The organism is Arthrobacter sp. ASL1 (assembly GCF_056680475.1).
The window spans coordinates 1,057,110-1,077,951 of record NZ_CM155284.1 but is presented as its reverse complement, the minus strand read 5'-3'; the positions used below and the strand labels follow the sequence as shown (position 1 = coordinate 1,077,951).

Below are 20,842 nucleotides of genomic sequence, written 5' to 3'. Positions count from 1 at the left end.
GTATGATCGAAGAATGACAAGTGATATTACGGTGCTCGATCTCTTCGCAGGAGCAGGCGGCCTAACGGCTGGGCTCCATGCCGCGTCGGGGCGGTTTCGCACCGTAGGGGCTGTCGAATGGGATCTCTCTGCGGCGGCGTCGTATGAGGCAACTTACGGCCAGGGGATCGTATATGCCGGAGACATTAAGTCCTGGCTCGATGCAGAGCAGGTTCCCTTGGCGGATGTCATAGTGGGGGGGCCGCCGTGCCAAGGTTTTTCGAGCCTCGGGAAGCAGGACGTAGAGGACGAACGGAACTCCCTGTGGAAAGAATACGCCCGGACCATCAGACTGGCTCAACCTCGCTACTTCGTAGTCGAAAACGTTGCAGAGTTCAAGAAGTCTCCTCAATATGCCCAGTTCAAGGAAGAAACGTCCAAGGGCGGAATGCTCCCTGAATACGATTTTCGTGCCGAAGTCCTAAATTCTGCAGACTTTGGAGCGCCGCAATCGAGACGGCGAACAGTAGTAATTGGATTTCATCGGGACCTTGGCTTTCCGGGTATGCCGATGCCCACGCACTCTGCGATTGCAGAGGAGAATGGAATGAAACGCCACGTCACCGTGAAGGACGTATTAGGCGACGTTCCCCGGACGCCCGATCGTGATGATGTGTTCTCGACTCGTCGGACCACGTTTAACAACAAGGAGTACGCTGGAGCGTTCAGTGTTCGGGATCTCCACTGGAGCAGAAACTATACGAAGAAATCTTTGGATCGTTTCGCTGTCATCCCTGTGGGTGGGAATCGCCGCAATCTCGAGGCGTATCCCGACCTGATGTCACCATGCTGGACGAAACACAAGACCGGAGCGGGAGACGTGATGGGGCGTTTGCATTGGACGCGGCCCTCAGTTACGATTCGAACCGAATTCTTTAAACCCGAAAAGGGCCGCTACCTTCATCCTGAAGAAAACAGGGCCATTACGCACTACGAGGCAGCACTACTTCAAGGTTTTGGGACGGAACATCGTTTCGTCGGATCACGGACAGGCATAGCTCGACAAATCGGAAATGCCGTACCAGTTCCACTGGGCAAGGCAATCGGACGACTCTTGGCAGAGAGCATGTAGTATTCAATGCTCACACTGCAGGCAATTGCTGGCTAAGGCCGGGCACTCGAAGCATCCCATTTCAGTGTCCACTTCGACGGCACTGAGCTACGAAGCGTGGCAGCCGTTGGCTGAGGAGCTACCGCGTCGACAACTCGATGGCTGTGGGGGAGAGGGCGAACTCTGTGGCCAACGCAACGGCGCCCAGTACGCCCGCATGTGATCCTGCAGTCGACTCGATAATCCGAAGGTGCTTCGTTGCAAGGGGCAGCGATCGTTGATAGACCACTTCCCGAATGCCGGCCAGCAGATGTTCACCGACCTGCGCAAGTGAGCCGCCGACGACGATCACCGATGGATTCAGCATGCTGACGCAGGTGGCCAGGACACTTCCGAGGTCCCTCCCAGCTTGGCGGACTGCGGCGATCGCTTCCGCGTCCCCGTCGCGAACTCGTTGCGCCACCAGCGAGGGGATGTTTTGGCCCGGCTCGGCCTCGAGGCTCAACTTCCTGGCGATGGCTGGACCGCTCGCTACTGCTTCGAGACATCCGACGTTCCCGCACGTGCACAAGGTGTCCGGGCCCCCGGGAACCCGGACATGCCCGAGGTCTCCGGCCGTGCCCTGGGCGCCGCGCATCAGCTGCCCGTGTGCGATGAGTCCAGCGCCGATACCGGTGGCCACCTTCACGAAGAGGATGTCCTGGTCGTCAGGGAGGTTGGCCTTGTGCTCGCCGAGCGCCATGATGTTCACATCATTGTCGACCAGCACGGGCACGTCGTAGTCCTGATGCAGGCGCGCGGGTAGGTCATATCCATCCCACCCCGGCATGATCGGGGGACTGACGGGTCGGCCGGTTTGGAACTCCACGGGCCCGGGCAGCCCGACGCCAATTGCCGCCAGGTCCGAACTGGCGCGTCCCGCCTCCTTCAACAGCCGGCCAATCGTGAGCGCCAACCAGCCGATGACTGACTCTGGCCCATTGCCAATGGGCAACGCCTCCCAGAACTCTGCTTTGACTTCACCGGCCATATTCGCCAAGACGGCACGAGCATGGGTGGCACCGAGATCTGCGCCGATGACGACTCGCGCGTTCGGATTAAGAGCGAAGAGCGATGGCGGTCGCCCACCAGTTGATGTTGAGTCGCCGACGGGGGAGACGTAGCCCAGTTGCAGCAAAGTGTCGACACGGGAAGCGACGGTCGAACGCGCCATCCCCGTCAGCTGGGCCAGCTCGGCCCGTGTGCGGGGGTGCCCATCGCGCAGCAACTGGAGGAACTCGCCGGCCTTGGCGAGATCAGCTGTGCCGTTCTCGGCAGTCTCGATCGCCATTGTGTCTCGTTTCTTGCTCTGTGCCGCGGGGTCAGGTGCTTGAAGTGATCATGCCATTTCGCTTCGTCATCGCCGCTCTATTGCGCGGCGTCGGGAGCAACGAACCTTCTGAGTATATTCTTACAGCTTTTGCTTGACGTTCGTCAAAAGTGCTCGTAGTCTCAGTTCAACGCCGATGTGACAGCGCTCACGCTGAATGCCGCAACGGCCGATGAACTGCCCGACAGCGCACTCCAGAGGAGCTCATTCCATGACAACGTCCGGCCACACCACTCGGCGCACACCGCAGCCGAAACCCACCGACGCGCAGGGCGCCTCGGTCAGACCCGGCCTCTCCGTCCAGCTCTACACGGTCCGCGGACAGCTTGCCGACGACCTCCCAGGCACGCTGGAGGCAATCGCCGGCATCGGATTCACCAACGTCGAGCCCTACGCGTTCGTCGAACGCGCTGCCGAATACCAGGAGCACCTCACCCGCCTCGGCCTGTCCGCACCCACCGCCCACGTGAAGCTCATCGACGCCGACCTCGATGCCGTCTTCGCCGCAGCCAAGCAGCTTGGCATCTCCACCATCATCGACCCGCACATCGACGAGTCCCGCTGGACCACCCGCGAATCCATCTCCGGCATCGCCCGCGACCTGAAGGACATTGCGGCGAAGGCAGCCGACCACGGTCTGGCCATCGGCTACCACAACCACGCCTTCGAGCTCGAGAACCGCATCGACGGCACCGCGGCTCTGGAGATCTTTGCCGACGAGATCGGCACCGCAGTCGCCCTCGAGGTCGACACCTACTGGGCCGAAGTCGGCGGTGAGGACGCCCCGGCCCTGCTGGCCCGCCTCGGCGACAAGGTCAAGGCCCTGCACGTCAAGGACGGCCCCAAGAACAAGAACGACAAGGAACAGGTCGCCGTCGGCGCCGGCTCCATGCCGGTGGCCAAGATCCTCGCCGCCGCCCCCAACGCCCTGCGGGTCATCGAACTCGACGACCACGACGGCGACGTCCTGAAGGCCGTGGCCGACTCCTACGCCTTCCTGGCAGGCACCAAGTGAGCGCCGCACCCACCGGAGTGGGCATCGTCGGCGCCGGAACCATCAGCGACCAGTACCTGGGCAACCTCACCCAGTTCCCCGACCTGAAGGTCGTCTTCATCGCCGACCTCGACGAGGAACGCGCAGCATCCCAGGCCGAGAAGTGGGGTGTTCCAGCTTCCGGTTCCTACGAGCAGCTGCTGGCCACCGACGACGTCGAGATCGTCGTGAACCTGACCATCCCCGCCGTCCATGTCGAGGTCGCCCTCCAGGCCGTCGCCGCCGGCAAGCACGTCTGGGGTGAGAAGCCCTACGCGCTGGACCGCGAATCCGGGCGCCAGCTGATGGAAGCCGCGAAGGAAGCCGGAGTCCGCGTCGCCGTCGCCCCCGATACCTTCCTCGGCGCCGGACTGCAGACCGCATTGCGCGAGGTCCGCGACGGGGCCATCGGCCAGCCGCTGACCGCACTGACCCTCTTCCAGGTCCCCGGCCCGGAGTCCTGGCACCCGAGCCCGGAATTCCTCTTCGCCAAGGGCGCCGGACCGCTGTTCGACGTCGGCCCCTACTACCTGACCACGTTGATCCAGGTCTTCGGTCCGATCCGCCGCGTCGCCGCCCTGTCCTCCCAGGCCCGCAGCTCGCGCACCATCGGTTCCGGTCCCAAGGCCGGCACCGACTTCGTCGTCGAGGTCCCCACCCATGTCAGCGCTCTGATCGACTTCGAATCCGGGGCCAGCGCGCAGTCAGTGTTCAGCTTTGACTCCAAGCTGCCGCGCGCCGGGTTCGTCGAGATCGCCGGAGCCGAGGGCACTGCGGTGTTCCCCGACCCCAACATGTTCGACGGCGAGACCACCATCCACACGGGTGATGGCGATCCACGTGTCGTCGAAGCTACCGGTTCCTTCTTCACCCGCGGTACCGGCGTCGCCGAACTAGCCCAGGCCATCCGCGAAGACCGCTCCGAACGAGTCCCCGGCGACCTGGCCTTCCACGTCCTGGACGCCATGGCCTCCCTCGTCGAGGCCGCCGACACCGGACAGTTCGTCGACGTCACCTCCACCGTGCAGATCTCCGCCCCGCTCGAGGCGGACTGGGATCCCTCCCGGGCCAGCAACACGGTCTCCTGAGCACCCGCGGCGAGCTTCGCCGTCGTGCATTTTCCATCACCGCACCACATCCACCATCGCTCCACCTGAAGAGAAGAAGAGAACCGTCATGAAACGCACCATGAAATGGGCTGCCGTCCTCTCCATCGGCGCCATGTCGCTGGGCCTATCGGCCTGTGGCAACAACAGCTCGGCCAACAGCGGCGACGCACAGGCCGGCGGGACCATCACCTACTGGGCCTCGAACCAGGGCACGTCGGTCACCGACGACGAGCGCGTGCTGAAGAAGTCGATCGAGCGCTATACCGAGGAGACCGGGACCAAGGTCGAACTCGAGGTCATCCCGTGGAGCGACCTCTACAACCGCATCCTCACCGCCGTCTCCTCCGGCGATGGCCCCGACGTGCTGAACATCGGCAACACCTGGGCTGTGTCCCTGCAGGCCTCCGGCGCGTTCATGCCGTGGGAAGGTGACGCCCTGGAGAAGATCGGCGGGCAGGACCGCTTCGTGCAGACCAGCTGGGCCACCGGCGGCGCCGAGGGCAAGGCCCCGACCTCCGTCCCGCTCTACGGGCTGAGCTACTCCATGTACTACAACACCAAGATGTTCAAGGAGGCCGGCATCAAGGAAGCCCCGGCCACCTGGGAAGAGTTCGTCGCCGACGCCAAGAAGCTGACCAAGGACACCAACAAGGACGGCAAGACCGACCAGTGGGGCGTCTCCCTCGCCGGGGCCTCCGTGACCAACAACGCCCACGCAGCGTTCATCCGTGGCCTGCAGAACGGCTCGGCCCTCTACGACGAGTCGGGCAACCCGCAGTTCGCCTCCGACGGCGTCGTCAAGGGCGTGAACCAGTGGGTCCAGCTGATGGGCGAGGATGGCGTGGTCAATCCGTCGATGGCCGAGGCCCAGAACGGATCCGACATGGTCGAGGACTTCGCCGCCGGCAAGTCGGCCATGTTCTTCGACCAGGCCCCCGGCAAGACGCTGAACGCCCGGGACATGAAGGACTACAAGGCAGCACCGGTCCCCATGATGACCGCCGATGCCACCGGACTGGAGGGCACGCAGTCCCACGTCGCCGGCATCAACGTCTCCGTCTTCGAGAACTCGGACAACAAGGAAGCAGCTATCGACTTCGTCAAGCACCTGACCAGCGACTCCGAGCAGAAGTACCTCAACAAGGAATACACGGCACTGCCCGTGGTCACCGCGGCCTACGACGACCCGGCCTTCCAGTCCGAGGAGATCTCTCTGAAAAAGGACATCCTCGCCAACCACGCCCAGCCGATGCCGCTGTACCCCTCCGAGAGCCAGATGGAGACCCTGGTCGGCACCGCGGTGAAGAACCTCTTCGCCCAGATCGCCCAAGGTGAAAAGGTCACCGAGGCCGACGTGAAGAAGGCGCTCGAAAACGCGAATTCCCAGATGTGAGCACGCCCGCCCCACCCGCCCCGAAACGGCCGAAAGGATAGACCATGGGACCCACCCTCGAAGCCGGGGACCGTCGTGACACCGAGGCGGAGCCGGCCACCCCCACCCAGGGGCGGCCGGCGCCGCCGGCCACGCCACGCAAGCGCAAGAAGGACCCGTTCCCGTACCTGATGGTCGCCCCCGCGACGATCATGGAGCTGCTGATCCACATCATCCCGATGATCCTCGGGGTCTACATCGCCTTCATCGCGCTGACCCAGCTGAGCATCGCGAACTGGGTCAAGGCACCGTTCATCGGATTCGAGAACTTCGTCGCCGGGCTCAGTCCCTCCAGCCCGATCGGCACCCAGTTCTACGGGGCGCTGGGGCGGACCCTGCTGTTCACGGTCATCGTGGTGGGGCTGGCCTGGGCGCTGGGGATGTTCGCTGCGGTCCTGCTCTCCTCGAGCTTCCGGGGCCGCGGGCTGTTGCGGACCCTGTTCCTGGTCCCATACGCGCTACCCAGCTACGTGGGCACCATCGCCTGGGCGTTCATGTTCAACCAGCGTGACGGGGTCATCAACCGGATCCTGGTCGACGACCTGGGGCTGCTGGACCACCGGCCATTCTGGCTGCTGGGGTCCAACGCGTTCTGGGTCATGGTGATCGTGACGGTCTGGCAGTTCTGGCCGTTCGCCTTCCTGATGCTGTTGGCCGCGCTGCAGAACATCCCCGGGGAGGTCTACGAGGCGGCCGCGCTGGACGGGGCGAGCCTGTGGAAGCAGTTCACGAACATCACCCTGCCGATGATCAGGCAGGCCAACGCGGTGCTGCTGCTGATGCTCTCGCTCTGGATCTTCAATCAATTCAACGTCCCGTACGTGTTGTTCGGGCCGGCCTCCCCACCGGAGGCAACGCTGATCTCGCCGTTGATCTACCAGCAGTCATTCAGCAACTGGAACTTCGGCGTCGGCGGTGCCATGAGCGTGGTGCTGCTCGTCGTGCTCTTGATCGTCTCCGCGTTCTACATCCGACTTGTCATGCCGAAGGGAAAGGGACCCAATGCTTGAGACCCGTGGATTCCGCATCCTGCGCACCTTCGGGCTGCTCGGGCTGTCGATCGTCGTCATCCTGCCGCTGTACGTCGTGCTCATCACCAGCGTCAAACCGCTGGAGGACGTGCGCGGGCTGTTCACCTGGTGGCCCAGCACCATCACCCTGCAGCCCTACCTGGACATCTGGAAGACCGTGCCGCTGGCCGACTACTTCGTCAACAGCCTCATCGTCACCGTCAGCGCCACCTTCTTCTCCGTGGTCTTGGCCGTGATGGCGGCCTACGCGCTGTCCCGCTTCCAGTTCAAGGGGGCGCGCACGTTCTCCCTGGTGGTGCTTTCCACCCAAATGTTCCCGGGCATCCTGTTCCTGCTGCCGCTGTTCCTCATCTTCACGCAGATCGAACGCACGGTCGGACTGCAGCTCTCCGGCACGTATCTGGGCCTGATCCTGACCTACCTGACCTTCTCGCTTCCGTTCGCGATCTGGATGCTCACCGGGTTCCTCGCCTCCATCCCCAAGGAGCTCGAGGAAGCGGCGATGATCGACGGCACCGGACGCCTGGGCGCGCTGATCCGCGTGGTGCTGCCGGTCGCGAGGCCGGGCATCATCGCGGTGGCCGTCTACTCCTTCATCACGGCCTGGGGCGAGGTCCTGTTCGCGTCGGTGCTGACCAACTCCGATACCCGCACCCTGGCGATCGGCCTGCGCTCCTACGCCTCCCAGACCGACGTCTACTGGAACCAGCTGATGGCCGCCTCGGTCGTCGTCTCGCTCCCGGTGCTCATCGGGTTCATGCTCGTCCAGCGCCACCTGGTGGCCGGACTCTCCGCGGGATCCGTGAAATGACTCGCTCCGAACCCACCCGAAGGAGGGCCTTGTGAGCCATCCATCCACGGCCCCGCTGAAGGTCGGCATCATCGGCGGCGGCTTCATGGCAAGAATCCACACCCAAGCCGCCCGGGCCTCCGGTGCCGACGTCGTCTCGGTGCTCTCCTCCCGGCCCGAGCGTTCCATGCGGGCCGCCGCCGCCCTGGGCATCCGCCATGCTGCGACCACCCTGGACGAGCTGCTGGAACGCGTCGACGTGGTGCACATCTGCTCACCGAATGCCACGCATGCCGGGCATGCCCGCGCCGTGCTGGAGGCCGGCAAGCACGTCGTATGCGAGAAGCCGTTGGCCATCGCCCCCGAGGAGGCCTCGGCGCTGGCCGAACTCGCCGCCCGGGCCGGAGTCACCGCCACCGTTCCGTTCATCTACCGGTTCCATCCGATGGCCCGCCAGGCCCGCCACGAGGCGGCCGGTGGGGGCATCGGCCGGCTGCTCACCGTGCGGGGGGACTACCTGCAGGACTGGATGCTCCGCGAGGACGACACCGACTGGCGCGTCGATCCCGCCGCCGGAGGGCCATCACGCGCCTTCGCCGACATCGGATCCCATCTGGTGGACCTGCTGGAGTTCATTGCCGGGGAGCGGATCGTGCGCATCAACGCCCGGCTCGGTATCGCCCACGCCGCCCGGGGCGGGCGACCCGTCGACACCGAGGACGCGGCTGTCTGCATCGTGGAAATGGAGGGCGGGGCCATCGGCAGCCTGATGGTTTCGCAGGTCAACGCCGGCCGGAAGAACGCGCTGAGCCTCGAATTGGGCGGCACTGCGGGGTCGGTGGTCTTCGACCAGGAGCACCCCGACGAGCTCTGGCTCGGCGGTCGCGGGGGTTCCACGACCCTGGCCCGCGATGCCCCGTCGCTGGTCGAGGACGCCGTGCGCCTCTCGGTGGTTCCCGCCGGCCATCCAATGGGCTACCTTGACGCCTTCAATGCCTTCGTCGCCGACACCTACGCGACCATCGCCGGGGGAGCGCCCGCCGGACTGCCGACCTTCGCGGACGGGCTGCGCGCGGCCATACTCACCGCCGCCGTGCTGGAATCCTCCCGCAGCAACAGTTGGGTGGATGTCTCCGCAGCCTCCGACCACCGCACCGTGCAGCACATACTGTGAACCTAGAGCCCCCGACCGCCCCTTCGAGGAGAACCTCCATGACCGAGACCCCGCAGCCCGTCACCCTGTTCACCGGCCAGTGGGCCGACATGCCGTTCGAGGAGCTCGCCCGCCGCGCCGCCGACTGGGGCTACGACGGACTGGAGATCGCCGCCTCCGGCGACCACCTGGACCTGCAGCGTGCCGACGAGGACGACGCTTACCTGGCCTCCCGGCTGGAGATCCTGGACCGGTATGGCCTGAAGGTCTGGGCGATCTCCAACCACCTCGGCGGCCAGGCGGTGTGCGATGACCCCATCGACTTCCGCCACCAGGGCATCCTGCGCCCCTACGTCTGGGGCGACGGCGAACCCGAGGGCGTGCGCCAACGCGCCAGCGAGGACATGAAGCGCTCGGCCCGCGTGGCCCGCAAACTCGGCGCCGACGTCGTCGTGGGTTTCACCGGCTCCAAGATCTGGCAGTACGTGGCCATGTTCCCGCCCGTGCCCGGAGAGGTGATCGACGCCGGCTACCAGGACTTCGCCGACCGCTGGAACCCCATCATGGATGTGTTCGACGACGAAGGGGTCAAGTTTGCTCTCGAGGTGCATCCGTCGGAAATTGCCTACGACTACTGGACCACCGTGCGCACCCTGGAGGCCATCGACCACCGGGAATCGTTCGGGCTGAACTGGGACCCCAGCCACATGTTCTGGCAGGGGATCGACACCGTCGGGTTCATCACCGACTTCGCCGACCGGATCTACCACGTGGACTGCAAGGACACCCGATTGCGCCCGCCGATGGGCCGCAATGGAATCCTCGGCTCCCACCTGCCCTGGGGGGACCCACGCCGGCGCTGGGACTTCGTGTCCACCGGCCACGGCGACATCCCGTGGGAGGACGCCTTCCGGGCGTTGGCCCACATCGGCTACGACGGACCGATCTCGGTGGAATGGGAAGACGCCGGCATGGACCGGCTGCACGGCGCCCGCGAGGCGGTTGGGAAGATCCGCGAGCTGCTGTGGAAGCGGCCCACGGCCTCATTCGACGCGGCGTTCTCGAACCAGTAGTCCGCCGGCACCCGCTGGGGGTTGTCCACAAGTAGTCCGCTCGATGGATGCAGGCGGTCCTTCCTTCGGGAAGGATGGAGGCCATGACGACCGCAGATGCCCTGGACCACCAGCGGCCCCCGCAGCCCGACCAACCTCCGGCGCTGCCGTACCATCGCTTGGCGCGGGGCTGGCCCGCCTACCGGTGGTGGAAGCCACTGATTGTCGCCGTGATCGGGGCGGCGATGTACCTGGCGATCCTGCTCGTGCTTTCATTGGCAGCCATGATGGCCGTGGCGGTCGCTGGTCTGCTCATCCCGGGCTTTGGCCGGGAGGTGCTCGGGTTCATCGAGGGGTCGGGCTCCCCGGACATGAACGATCCGCTGACCCTGGTCCTGATGTTGTCGTCCATCGCCCTGATGCTGCCCTGCCTGTGGGCGGCGACCCGGATTCTTGGTGCCCGACCCGTGGGGCTGCTGTCCTCGGTCGCCGGACGGCTGCGGTGGCGGTGGTTGCTCTGGTGCTTGGGCGTGGGCCTCGTGGTCAACGTGGTCGGGCAGGCCATCGTCCTGGTCCTGCCGGGCACCGACGTGACCGGGGTACCCCGGGTGTTCGACCAGGGCAAATCCCTGGCCTTGTTGGCTGTAGCCCTGCTGTTGGTGCCGCTCCAAGCGGCCGCCGAGGAATACGTGTTCCGCGGCTTCCTGATGCAGACACTCGGCGGCTGGCTCCGACACCCAGCCTTTGCCATCCTGCTCCCGGTTCCGCTGTTTGTCCTCGGCCACGACTACCAGCTGCTGGGCATGGTCGACATTGCCGTGTTTGCCGTTGTGGCCGGTTGGCTCACGTGGCGTACCGGAGGGCTCGAGGCGGCCTTGGCGCTGCATGTCGTCAACAATGTCGCCATCTTCGCGCTCAGCGCCTGGGGAGCCGCGGACGCCAACGCGGATGACGTCGGCCCCGTGCAACTGCTCCTGTCTCTGGCGATGTCCGTGGTCTCCGTCCTGCTCATTCTCCGGCTGGCGCGCACCCGAAAGATCCAGCGCACACGGCAGGCCGTGCCGGTGCGGCCAATCGCCGACCACGAATACGGCGGGCCACATCCGGCGACGACAGGGGATGCGCCGTCCTCAAACGGGTATTAGCGATCCATGGCGGTCGATCGGTTCTACTGCGCTGGCCCGAGAACCGATCCCAGCCGTTTGTAGAACTGGGATCGGTGGTCGCGGTTCGCGTCGTAGCGGCGAGGCCAGCGGCGGCCACTGTCCGGGACAGTGATGCAAGAAAGGGGGTGTGCGGGACATAAACGCCGCTGGGGAGATAGAGGGGCTTAGTCCAAAATGCGACCCCTTGGCGGCTCTGGCGACGGCAGCACATCCTCCATGATGTCCAGGGCCCGTCTCGTCGCCCGATTCGGGGCGCCACGCCATATTGAGGATCGCGGCCAGGAAGAACGGTTCCCCGGCGAGGTCCCAGTAGACCAGCCCGCGGATTTCGATGTGCCGGACGGAGGACACTTTCAGGGAGATGCCGACACCTGCGGCGACCAACCCCAGGACGGCGTAGGAATCCGGCGCCTCCTGGGCGATACGCGGGGTGAAACCCGCCTCGTGTGCCAAACGAAGGCCCATGTCCCGCACATTCGACCCCTTGGTGGCGGGGAAGGACGCCCAGGGTTCGTGCGCCAATTTCGATAGCGGTATCTCATCGAGCGCCGCCAGCCGGTGGTCGTGTCAACGCCGAACCGACTGTCCGACCAGCAGGACGGTCAGGTACGAACCAGTTATCCATTCAGCTCGCCTGTACATGAAGCCGCCGTAGGCTCAGCGCGTTCAGCAACGCCAACCGGGCCTGGCCAGTGCCAGCCCGGCAAGAGCTGCCGCAGCCCGGGGAAGTACAAGTTCGTCGAAGTCGGCGCGCGGAGAGTGGTTCGTTTCCGCGGAGTTGCCAATTCTGGCCCCCAGGACCAGGAAGGCTCCCGGGACCTCGTTGAGAACGTGCGAGAAGTCCTCCGATCCGGTCATGGGGAATTCCAGCTCGCGGAAGGATTCTTCCCCGAACAGGGCCTTGATGGTGTCCTGGGCGAAGCGGTGCTCCGTATCGTCGTTGATGGTGACCGGATAATCCGGGGCCAAGCTGTAGCTGGCGCTCAGCCCGTGTGCCGAAGCGATGCCCTCCACCAATCGCGCAACATCGGCGAGCAGCTTCTTCTTGTTTTCCGGGGAGAACAGCCGGAGGCTGATGTCGAAGGTCGCGGTGTCGGGGATGATGTTTCCCGCCGTGCCCGCTTCGAGACGGCCGACAGTGGCAACTACCGGGTCGAACACGTTGAAGCCGCGGGTGATCAGCGTCTGGAGCGCCACAATGATTTCGGCGGCCACCGGAACGGGATCCTTGCCCAAGTGGGGGAGCGACCCATGGCCGCCAGCTCCGTGTATCGTCACGAAAAACTCCTCGCAGCCGGCCATGAGCGTACCGGAGCGGGAGTAGAAGACCCCGGAGTCGTACGTAGCCGAGAAGACGTGCAACCCATAGGCGCTGTCAACACGACGGCCCGCGGCCTGGAGGACGCCGTCTTCCACCATGTAGCGGGCGCCGTGATAGGCCTCTTCGCCGGGTTGGAACATGAAGACTACGTCGGCGACAAGGTCGTCGCGACGGTCGTGGAGCAGCCGTGCTGCCCCATAGAGTCCGGCGACATGCAGGTCATGGCCGCAGGCATGCATGTGGCCGGTGACGGCGGACGAGAAGTCCAAGCCGGTCTCCTCCAGCACGGGTAGGGCATCCATATCCCCGCGGAGGAGGATGACCGGCCGTTCACCCTCGAATGCTGCCCTGCCGCGAAGCACGGCAGTGACTGAACTCTGGCGCGAACCGGTGCTGATCTCCAGGCCTTCCAGCCGTTCCAGGCGGCGCAAGATCGAAGCCTGCGTCAGGGGAAGGTCAAGTCCCAGCTCAGGCTGCTGGTGGATCTCCCGACGCAATTCGACCAGCTCCTGCGCCAACGATTCAGCGTCGGCGGCCAGGCCCGACAACGCCGGCTCGTCCACGGCCGTGACGACTGGTGCTGCCGTGGCCGGACCCAGGCTGTTCTCGCCGGCGTGGATGGTTGGTGTGTGGTTCATGGAGACTCCCGTTCCTAGGTGTTTGAAGTAGCCAGACGTACGGCGGTGGGGGCATTGGCCTGCAGGGCGACCAGTTCGGCCAACGCCAGCAGGCAGAAGCGGCGGGCGACGCTAGATCGCCAGCGGTGCCCCCCGATGGTCATCGGGGTTATGGCAGTCCTGGAGCACCTTGAGCCCTGCTTCGAGGTCATCCTCCTCCAGATGCCGGACGATGGCTGCGTGGTCGTCGGCGATGCGCTGGATGTGCTCGGGGCCGGGGCGGTAGGTGAGGGTGATGCGACGTTGGATCGGATGCGACCAGACGTCGGAGAGCACCTCCAGCAGGTAGGGGTTGCCACAGGGCTCCATGAGCGACCGGTGGAACTGCAGGGAAATATCGAAAACCTCGGTGCCGTCGTCCGAGCTCGCCAACAAGGTTTCCGAGGCCAGCATCTTCAGGTGGTGTAGTTGGCGAGGGGTGTGATGACCGAATGCTTCTCGGAAAGCGAGTGACTCCAAGGCAAAGCGCACTGCAAAGACGTCGCTGACGTCGTTGCGGGAAAGATCATTGACGAAATAGCCCTTGGCGGGAACCAGCCGAACCAGGCCATCGGTGGTCAGTTGCGTGAGTGCATCGCGGACGGGAGTGCGTGACACGTCAAAGCGCGCAGCCAGCTGCACCTGGCCCAACGGCGTCCCCGGAGCCAGCCGTCCGGCCACGATGTCGTCGCTCACGGCCTCGTACACCTGGGCAGCCAGCGGCTGGCCCATAACTGCTTCGCTCATCTCCGCATTCCTCACTCCTGGCGATCGAGCTCTTCCGGCGGTTGCCGGACGCTGGTCCCGTTGTCGATGGTCCCCGCGTTTTCTATCTTCTCGAAAAAGTGATTGACATCACAACTTCGTTCTGAATACAGTGTATACACATTCGAGAAGGGAATGAAATGTACGTTCTGAATACCTGGTACGTGGCGGCCTGGAGCACGGAGGTCACGCGCCAACCCACACGTCGCGTCATCTGCGAGCAGCCAGTCGTGCTCTTCCGAACCAGCCGCGACAAGCCCGTTGCCCTGGCCGACCGCTGCGCACACCGCGCCTTCCCACTGTCGGCTGGACGGACGATCGGCGACTCCATCGAGTGCGGCTACCACGGCTTCACCTACGGCGCTGACGGGGCCTGCACCAAGGTGCCGGCGCAGAGCACCATCCCCGAAAGGGCACGTGTTGCTTCCTACCCGCTCCACGAGAAGGACGGCTGGGTGTGGATCTGGATGGGAGATCCCGAGGATGCCGACCCGGCCGACATCCCCGACACGCATTGGATGGTTGATCCCGACTGGGCGACCGTCACGCACTCCGTGCACTTCAAATGCCGTGCCGATCTGATCCACGACAACCTCCTGGACCTGACGCACGAATCCTTCCTGCACAAGACCACGGTCGGAGACGACTACATCTACGAGCACGGCATCACCGTCGAGGTCGAGGGCAACGTGGTCAACGTCGATCGCCTGATGCCCTCCGTAGCGGCGCCTCCGCTGTACGCAGAGACCATGGGCATTAGCGGGAACTACGATCGTTTCCACTGCACCGAGTTCTTCGTGCCCAACCTGCATGTCCTGCACTCCGGTATCACGGGCGAGGGAAAGCCACGGGAGGAGGGCTACCTCATCAAGGTGCTGAACGGCATCACGCCCATCGACTCGCACAACTCCTGGTACTACTACGCGTTCAGCCGCAATTTCGCCGTCGAGAACACGGAGGCGACCGACCAGCTCAAGGACGGCCTGGCCACGGTCCTCCAGGAGGATGCCGACGCCCTTGAAGCCCAGGAACAGGGGATGCAGGCCCGGCCGGTCGGCGAATTCGATGTCCTCATCGCCCAGGATGGTGGCGTCGCCAAGGCGCGGCGGATCCTCGCCGCACTCCTTCGCGCCGAGGCAAAGGGACAATCCGGAAAGTCCCCTACCCCCGTCACGGCGGGGGCGCGGTAACCATGTGGATGCTCGTTCGGGCCAACGCCCTGGGAAAGGACGACTCAGCGGGAGGCCACCGGGTACTGGCCGCCTGTCCCGATACCGATGAACGCGGCGACCCCTGGCGCTGGACCGTGGGACTGCGCGACGAGGAGACCGGACCGGTCGCCGTCGTGGAAACCGACGAAGCCTTCCTGATGGCAGAAGACACGCATCTCGCCGGCCATGAGAGCCGGACGGTCCACCGCCCGTCCGGCCAGGTCCTGGTCGTCACGGTCCTCGGCGGACAGGCCCTCGTCGCCTCCGTAGCCGGGCCGTGGGAACGCTGGATCCGCCCGGGAGACGTCTTCGTGCTTGAAGGCGAGGACGACGAGGATGTCCGCATTTCCCTGGATGGTGGTGACTCCGAAGCCACCGTCTTCCAACTGACGCCGACGGGCCCACGCGCCCTGCGCTGGGTCCCCTGAACTCCCGCTCTCCCGGCGGGAGCGGTCCCACCCCAGGTCTTCACCCCGACCCGCCCACCAGCAGTACAACGCAGCACCATTGCGACTGAACCAGCACCACGGCACCACCACCCACCAAGCACCGCTGAACCGTGAAAGGTCATCATGTTCTCCATGAATCGCCGCCCTGCAGCAGTCATTCCCCTCCTCCTCGCCAGCGCCCTGGGCCTTGCCGCCTGCACCAATGCCTCCGCAGAGTCCACTCCGGACCCCGCAAGCCAGCAAGCAGGGCCGTCAGCGGCCAGCTCCACGGTCCCCGTCAATGAAGAGGCCCGGGCATTGCTACCCGACTCGATTCGCGAGTCAGGCACCATCGTCTTTGCCTCGGACCCGACCTACCCGCCGTTCGAGTACATGGATACGGACAACACGACGCTCATCGGTTTCGACATTGACCTGACCGACCTCGTCGCCGACAGCCTGGGGCTGAAGGCCAAACACACCGCTGCGACCTTCGATACGATCCTGCCCGGCCTCACCTCGGGCAAGTACGACGTCGGTGTCTCGTCCTTCTCGATCACTCCCCAACGCCAGAAGGCGGTCGACTTCGTCCCCTATATGGCCGGAGGAACTGCGATAGGCGTGGCAACGGGGAACCCCAAGAACCTCTCGTTGGCCGACAAGAGCTTGTGCGGGCAATCGATCGCCGCCCAAAAGGGCTCCATCCAGGCGCTGACGCAGGGGCCGAAGTTCTCGAAGGACTGCGTCGCTGACGGACAGCCTGCCATCGACATCCAGACGTTCCCGGGCCAGTCTGACGCAAACCTCGCGCTCATTTCCGGACGCGTGGACGCAATCCTCTCCGACTCCGTCTCCCTGGCATTCCAAGGCGAGGAATCCGGCGGAAAGTTCGAGGTTGCCGGTGACGAGGACTACCAGCGCGCCGGCGTCGGCATGGCTGTGAAGAAGAACTCACAGTTGACGAAGGCGCTGGGGAAGGCCATGGAGGACCTGATTGACTCCGAGGCATACGCGGGGGTCTACGCGGAATGGAAGGTTCCCACCCGAACCCAGATCGATGCCGCCGATTTCGCGAAGTACAGCAAGTAGGCAGTCGGGATGAGCATGGAAACCGAGAAACTCACTCCCGCATCGAAACTGGACACGAAGATCGTGCCGGATAGCGGAGACTTCGGCGCTGACGACGACCTACAAGTGGTCAAGGCCCGCCATCCGTGGCAATGGGTGACAGCCGTCGTCGTTCTCCTCCTCGCAGCTCTGGTGCTGCGCTCGGTCCTGACGAATCCCAACTTCGGTTGGGACGTCGTGGCCGCGTACATCCGCGACTTCTCCATCGGCCAAGGGCTCCTGGTCACACTTGAGCTGACCGCCATCAGCATGGTCATTGGCATCGTGCTCGGGGTGTTGCTGGCCGTGATGCGGCTCAGCTTGAACCCCGTGGTGAAATCGGCTGCCGGGTTCTACGTCTACTTCTTCCGTGGAACGCCGGTCCTGGTGCAGCTGCTCTTCTGGTTCAACTTGGCCGCCCTCTATCCCGTGATCACGCTCGGTCTGCCCGGTGTTGAGCTGGACGCCAATGCCCTGATCAGTCCATTGACGGCCGCCATCCTGGGCTTGGGGCTGAACCAGGCGGCCTACATGTCCGAGATTGTTAGAGCCGGCATCATCTCGGTTGACTCGGGCCAGACGGAGGCAGCGGAGGCCCTGGGCATGACCAAGCTCAAGTCGATGTGGCGGATCGTTCTGCCGCAAGCAATGAAGGTCATCATCCCGCCAACGGGCAACGAAACGATCGGCATGCTCAAGACCACGTCGCTGGTCTCGGTGATTTCGGTTCCGGATATCCTCTACAGCTCGCAAATCATCTACGCCCGCAACTTCGAGACGATCCCACTGCTGATCGTGGCCAGCCTGTGGTACTTGCTGGCCACCACCATCTTGTCCATCGGTCAGTACTACCTCGAACGCCGTTTCGCCCGGGGGAACTTCCGGCAACTGCCGCCGACGCCGTGGCAGTCGGTGCGACGCTACTTCGGGACCCATTCCCCAAGGCCGGCGACGTTGGCTTCCCAACCCAGCAAGGAGGAACGATGAGCACCGCAGCCATACAGCCCGATCTGCACGAGGGACAAACCGGTCCCATGATTGAAGCACGGGGTATCCACAAATCGTACGGTCCGCTCGACGTCCTGCAGGGCATCGATCTGTCGGTCGCGCCAGGCGAGGTCATTTGCCTGATCGGTCCGTCCGGCTCGGGCAAGAGCACGCTGCTTCGGTGCATTAATCATTTGGAAACGGTCGACGGCGGCCGCATGCGCGTGGACGGCAATGTCATCGGCTACAACTTGCGCGGGACCAAGCTCCATGAACAATCCCACCGCGAGATCTGCCGCCAGCGAACCGACATCGGCATGGTGTTCCAGCATTTCAACCTGTTCCCGCACATGAACGTCCTGGAAAACCTGATCGAGGCTCCACGCCAGGTCAAGGGCGAATCGAAGAGTGTTGCCACGCAACGGGCCCGCGCGCTATTGGCCAAGGTGGGATTGTCGGAGAAAGAAAAGTCATATCCCCGTCAGCTCTCCGGTGGACAGCAGCAGCGGGTGGCCATTGCACGGGCGCTGTGTATGGAACCCAAGGTGATGCTCTTCGACGAACCGACCAGCGCCCTGGACCCCGAGCTGGTGGGGGAAGTCCTCAAGGTCATGAAGGACCTCGCCGCTTCCGGCATGACGATGGTCGTGGTGACCCACGAGCTCGGCTTTGCCCGGGAAGTAGCCGACCGCGTGGTCTTCATGGCCGATGGACACATCGTCGAAGAGGGCGATCCCGCCCAGGTCATCGACCACCCCGTCCATGGCCGCACGCGTGCGTTCGTTTCCTCCGTCGGGCACTAGGCCCCGGGCTCGCCGTCGCAGAATGAAAGGAACCATGTGACTACCACCGACCTGAAACCCGCCACTAGGGGCCGTACTGCACCCGGCCCGGTGCGGGATGCCATCGTCAGGGCCATGCGCCTGGAGGCGGAGGGGGTGCTCTCGATCGAGATCGAGCCGTCAGATGGCGGGGCGGTTCCGAAATGGGAACCCGGTGCACACCTCGACGTCGTCCTGGGCTCCGGGCTCGTACGCCAGTATTCGCTGTGTTCACGGCCGGGGGAGCCGTGGCGTGTGGCAGTGCTGCATGAGAATGCTTCCCGAGGAGGATCGGAATTCGTGCACACGGCGCTACGTCCGGGATCGGCCATCGGCGTCCGGGGACCGCGCAACAATTTTGTACTCGCTCCGGCCAGTGCCTACCGGTTCCTCGCAGGCGGCATCGGCATCACCCCCATTCTCGCGATGGTCAGGGAGGCAGAGGAACGTGGCGTTCCGTGGACGTTGGATTATCTGGGCCGCAGCAAGAAGTCCATGGCTTTCCGGGACGAGCTACTCGAATTTGGTGACAAGGTGCGCGTCCATGCAGATGACGTCGACGGGCGTTTTGACCTCGCCCCGCATCTGGAGGCCCCATCCGACGGGGGGTTGGCCTATGCCTGTGGCCCCGGCGGGCTGCTTGGCGTACTGCTCGCCGCGGCTCGAACATGGCGGTCGCCGGCATTGCTGCACGTCGAGCGGTTTGTCTTGGATCCCGCAGCATCCGTGACTATATCCGGTGATACGGCTGGGGCCTCCAACGGCGACGCCGATGCCCACGAAAACACAACAGGGTCCGAAAAGTTCACTGTGGAACTCAATGACGGGACCGAGGTTGAAATTCCTGCGAACCAAAGCATCCTGCAAACGCTCGAGGAGTGCGGCTACGCACCGTTGAATTCATGCCGCGAGGGAATCTGTGGCACCTGCGAGACCGGGGTCATCTCGGGCATGGTGGACCACCGCGACAGCCTGCTCTCAGAGGACGAAAGGGCGGCCTCGGAAACCATGATGATTTGCGTGTCCCGGGCCTGCGGAGGCTGCCGGTTGAGGCTCGACATCTAACGGGCGAGGACAAACTCGTCCAATGGGCGGATCCCGGGGGGCCTCGGTCCTCATTGGCCCAACCGTATTCCTGGTGGAGCGAGCGTGGACAACGACTGCCGCTGCCTTCCACCACGGCGGTCGACCCGAGGGGGCAGCAACGGTCCACGCTGCGGGAGCGGTTCCCGTTCGGACGTGGCGCGCCGTTCCGGGTGCATGGTGGGTAACGTTAGGAACGAACTCGGTGACGTCGTCAGCCATGGTTGGCATTCATGGGGTTGCCCATCTAATGATCCGGAGGGCGCGGTCGGGTTGCCCGGCCGAATGGAACAATGAGCGACATGAGCAAGTCCTTCACCCTGATCCAGCTGCGGTACTTTGCCGTCGTCGCCCAGCGGGAGAACATCACCGAAGCCGCTCGTGAACTGAGGATCACGCAGTCCGCCCTATCGTCGGCGATCGCCGCCCTGGAAAGGGAACTCGACGTTCAATTGTTCATCCGGCGTCCCCAGCGTGGGCTGACCCTCAGCGCGGCGGGCCGTCAATTTGCCCAAGACGTCAATCCCTTCCTGGAACATGCGGATCTGCTCTACGACGCCGGGCGCGGCATGGCCACGACGCTATCGGGGGAGCTCACGGTTGGTGTCTTCGCGCCTCTGGCCCCGTTCCGGGCGCCGGTGATCCTTCGTGAATTTGAGGCCCGCTATCCCAGCGTGAACGTCTCCTTCATCGAGGGCGATCAGGAATACGTGCGTTCGGCCTTGTTGGAGGGGCGTTGCGAACTCGCCTTGATGTACGACCTCGGACTCGGGGACGGATTCGACACGGAGGTCCTCCAACGCATCCCGGTCCATGCCATGGTCCATGAGGAGCATCGGTTGGCCGGGCGCGGCGACGAGGGGGTCCACCTGGCCGAGTTTGCCCAGGAACCATTGATCTTGCTCGACCTCCCCCATACCCGCGAGTACTACATCCGGGTCTTCGCTGCCGCGGGGGTCGATCCCCGTATCCGCCACCGTGCGTCCGGATATGAAACGGTCCGGTCCTTCGTGGCCAGCGGCCACGGGTACTCGGTGCTGAATCAGAAACTGGTCCACAATCTCACCTACGTCGGAGCACCCGTGGTGCTCCTGCGGGTGCTGGACCACGTGCCCGGGATCGAGGTCATGCTGGTCCGTCCGGCGGCAACGCGGCCGACACGGCGAGCCCAGGCATTCGCCGAGGTCTGCCGCGATATCTATGGGCACACGGATTAACGTCCTGCCCTCGCAACGGAA

The 20,842-nt window shown here is 64.5% G+C and carries 21 protein-coding genes; 16 read left to right on the top strand and 5 right to left on the bottom strand.

The genetic code is table 11. The features are described from left to right. Positions 1 to 13 precede the first annotated feature (13 nt). Positions 14 to 1,111 (top strand): DNA cytosine methyltransferase, encoded by a 1,098-nt coding sequence (locus AC1MEQ_RS05100; protein ID WP_479794543.1) that lies wholly within the window; start codon positions 14 to 16, stop codon positions 1,109 to 1,111. A 118-nt stretch (positions 1,112 to 1,229) separates the two neighbouring features. Here AC1MEQ_RS05100 and AC1MEQ_RS05095 read toward each other — a convergent pair whose 3' ends face one another. Further along, complete coding sequence (locus AC1MEQ_RS05095; RefSeq protein ID WP_479794541.1) at positions 1,230 to 2,420, bottom strand: ROK family transcriptional regulator; 1,191 nt, start codon at positions 2,418 to 2,420, stop codon at positions 1,230 to 1,232. 250 nt (positions 2,421 to 2,670) lie between these two features. On the opposite strand from AC1MEQ_RS05095, the gene AC1MEQ_RS05090 reads away from it, so the two are divergent. The 8 genes from AC1MEQ_RS05090 (at position 2,671) to AC1MEQ_RS05055 (ending at position 11,204) form a co-directional block, all read left to right on the top strand. Continuing rightward, the gene (locus tag AC1MEQ_RS05090) at positions 2,671 to 3,474 is read left to right on the top strand and encodes a sugar phosphate isomerase/epimerase family protein (RefSeq protein ID WP_479794539.1); all 804 of its coding nucleotides are present in this window, start codon (positions 2,671 to 2,673) and stop codon (positions 3,472 to 3,474) included. Then, complete coding sequence (locus AC1MEQ_RS05085) at positions 3,471 to 4,580, top strand: Gfo/Idh/MocA family protein (RefSeq protein ID WP_479794538.1); 1,110 nt, start codon at positions 3,471 to 3,473, stop codon at positions 4,578 to 4,580. The genes AC1MEQ_RS05090 and AC1MEQ_RS05085 overlap by 4 nt, the downstream gene beginning before the upstream one ends. Before the next feature lie 88 nt (positions 4,581 to 4,668). Beyond that, positions 4,669 to 5,994 carry an ABC transporter substrate-binding protein gene (locus AC1MEQ_RS05080; RefSeq protein WP_479794536.1) on the top strand — a complete coding sequence of 442 codons (1,326 nt, stop codon included), beginning with the start codon at positions 4,669 to 4,671 and terminating at the stop codon, positions 5,992 to 5,994. 44 nt (positions 5,995 to 6,038) lie between these two features. Next, complete coding sequence (locus tag AC1MEQ_RS05075; RefSeq protein ID WP_479794534.1) at positions 6,039 to 7,043, top strand: carbohydrate ABC transporter permease; 1,005 nt, start codon at positions 6,039 to 6,041, stop codon at positions 7,041 to 7,043. Further along, a complete protein-coding gene (locus tag AC1MEQ_RS05070) occupies positions 7,036 to 7,875 on the top strand; it encodes a carbohydrate ABC transporter permease (RefSeq protein ID WP_479794532.1) in 840 nt (279 codons plus the stop codon). The genes AC1MEQ_RS05075 and AC1MEQ_RS05070 overlap by 8 nt, the downstream gene beginning before the upstream one ends. Positions 7,876 to 7,906: 31 nt before the next feature. Beyond that, entirely contained in the window at positions 7,907 to 9,028 is a 1,122-nt protein-coding gene (locus tag AC1MEQ_RS05065; protein WP_479794530.1) for a Gfo/Idh/MocA family protein, read from the top strand. 38 nt (positions 9,029 to 9,066) lie between these two features. Then, positions 9,067 to 10,080 carry a sugar phosphate isomerase/epimerase family protein gene (locus AC1MEQ_RS05060; RefSeq protein WP_479794528.1) on the top strand — a complete coding sequence of 338 codons (1,014 nt, stop codon included), beginning with the start codon at positions 9,067 to 9,069 and terminating at the stop codon, positions 10,078 to 10,080. Between the two features lie 83 nt (positions 10,081 to 10,163). Next, entirely contained in the window at positions 10,164 to 11,204 is a 1,041-nt protein-coding gene (locus tag AC1MEQ_RS05055) for a CPBP family intramembrane glutamic endopeptidase (RefSeq protein ID WP_479794526.1), read from the top strand. Here the strand turns inward: AC1MEQ_RS05055 and AC1MEQ_RS05050 are convergent. The 4 genes from AC1MEQ_RS05050 to AC1MEQ_RS05035 all read right to left on the bottom strand — a co-directional run bounded on the left by AC1MEQ_RS05050 (position 11,190) and on the right by AC1MEQ_RS05035 (position 13,949). Then, a complete protein-coding gene (locus AC1MEQ_RS05050) occupies positions 11,190 to 11,747 on the bottom strand; it encodes a LysR substrate-binding domain-containing protein (RefSeq protein WP_479794524.1) in 558 nt (185 codons plus the stop codon). The two genes, AC1MEQ_RS05055 and AC1MEQ_RS05050, sit on opposite strands and share 15 nt — an antisense overlap. A gap of 144 nt (positions 11,748 to 11,891) precedes the next feature. Beyond that, positions 11,892 to 13,184: a M20 metallopeptidase family protein gene (locus AC1MEQ_RS05045; RefSeq protein WP_479794523.1), complete on the bottom strand. Its 1,293-nt coding sequence runs from the start codon at positions 13,182 to 13,184 to the stop codon at positions 11,892 to 11,894. 14 nt (positions 13,185 to 13,198) lie between these two features. Next, complete coding sequence (locus AC1MEQ_RS05040; RefSeq protein WP_479794521.1) at positions 13,199 to 13,327, bottom strand: hypothetical protein; 129 nt, start codon at positions 13,325 to 13,327, stop codon at positions 13,199 to 13,201. Further along, entirely contained in the window at positions 13,296 to 13,949 is a 654-nt protein-coding gene (locus tag AC1MEQ_RS05035) for a GntR family transcriptional regulator (protein ID WP_479794519.1), read from the bottom strand. Before AC1MEQ_RS05035 ends, AC1MEQ_RS05040 begins: the two co-directional genes overlap by 32 nt. A gap of 158 nt (positions 13,950 to 14,107) precedes the next feature. Between AC1MEQ_RS05035 and AC1MEQ_RS05030 the strand changes: the two genes are divergently transcribed. From AC1MEQ_RS05030 to AC1MEQ_RS05000, 7 genes are all read left to right on the top strand, one after another. Then, the gene (locus AC1MEQ_RS05030; protein ID WP_479794517.1) at positions 14,108 to 15,157 is read left to right on the top strand and encodes a Rieske 2Fe-2S domain-containing protein; all 1,050 of its coding nucleotides are present in this window, start codon (positions 14,108 to 14,110) and stop codon (positions 15,155 to 15,157) included. Between the two features lie 2 nt (positions 15,158 to 15,159). Next, on the top strand, positions 15,160 to 15,606 hold the full coding sequence (locus tag AC1MEQ_RS05025; protein WP_479794515.1) for a hypothetical protein: 447 nt from the start codon (positions 15,160 to 15,162) through the stop codon (positions 15,604 to 15,606). A gap of 153 nt (positions 15,607 to 15,759) precedes the next feature. Continuing rightward, complete coding sequence (locus tag AC1MEQ_RS05020; RefSeq protein WP_479794513.1) at positions 15,760 to 16,695, top strand: ABC transporter substrate-binding protein; 936 nt, start codon at positions 15,760 to 15,762, stop codon at positions 16,693 to 16,695. Positions 16,696 to 16,704: 9 nt separating this feature from the next. Beyond that, the gene (locus AC1MEQ_RS05015; protein ID WP_479794511.1) at positions 16,705 to 17,700 is read left to right on the top strand and encodes an amino acid ABC transporter permease; all 996 of its coding nucleotides are present in this window, start codon (positions 16,705 to 16,707) and stop codon (positions 17,698 to 17,700) included. After that, on the top strand, positions 17,697 to 18,503 hold the full coding sequence (locus tag AC1MEQ_RS05010) for an amino acid ABC transporter ATP-binding protein (protein WP_479794509.1): 807 nt from the start codon (positions 17,697 to 17,699) through the stop codon (positions 18,501 to 18,503). Before AC1MEQ_RS05015 ends, AC1MEQ_RS05010 begins: the two co-directional genes overlap by 4 nt. A 36-nt stretch (positions 18,504 to 18,539) precedes the next feature. Next, entirely contained in the window at positions 18,540 to 19,586 is a 1,047-nt protein-coding gene (locus tag AC1MEQ_RS05005) for a PDR/VanB family oxidoreductase (RefSeq protein WP_479794507.1), read from the top strand. 320 nt (positions 19,587 to 19,906) lie between these two features. Beyond that, positions 19,907 to 20,821 (top strand): LysR family transcriptional regulator, encoded by a 915-nt coding sequence (locus tag AC1MEQ_RS05000; RefSeq protein WP_479794505.1) that lies wholly within the window; start codon positions 19,907 to 19,909, stop codon positions 20,819 to 20,821. The last annotated feature ends 21 nt before the right edge of the window (positions 20,822 to 20,842 follow it).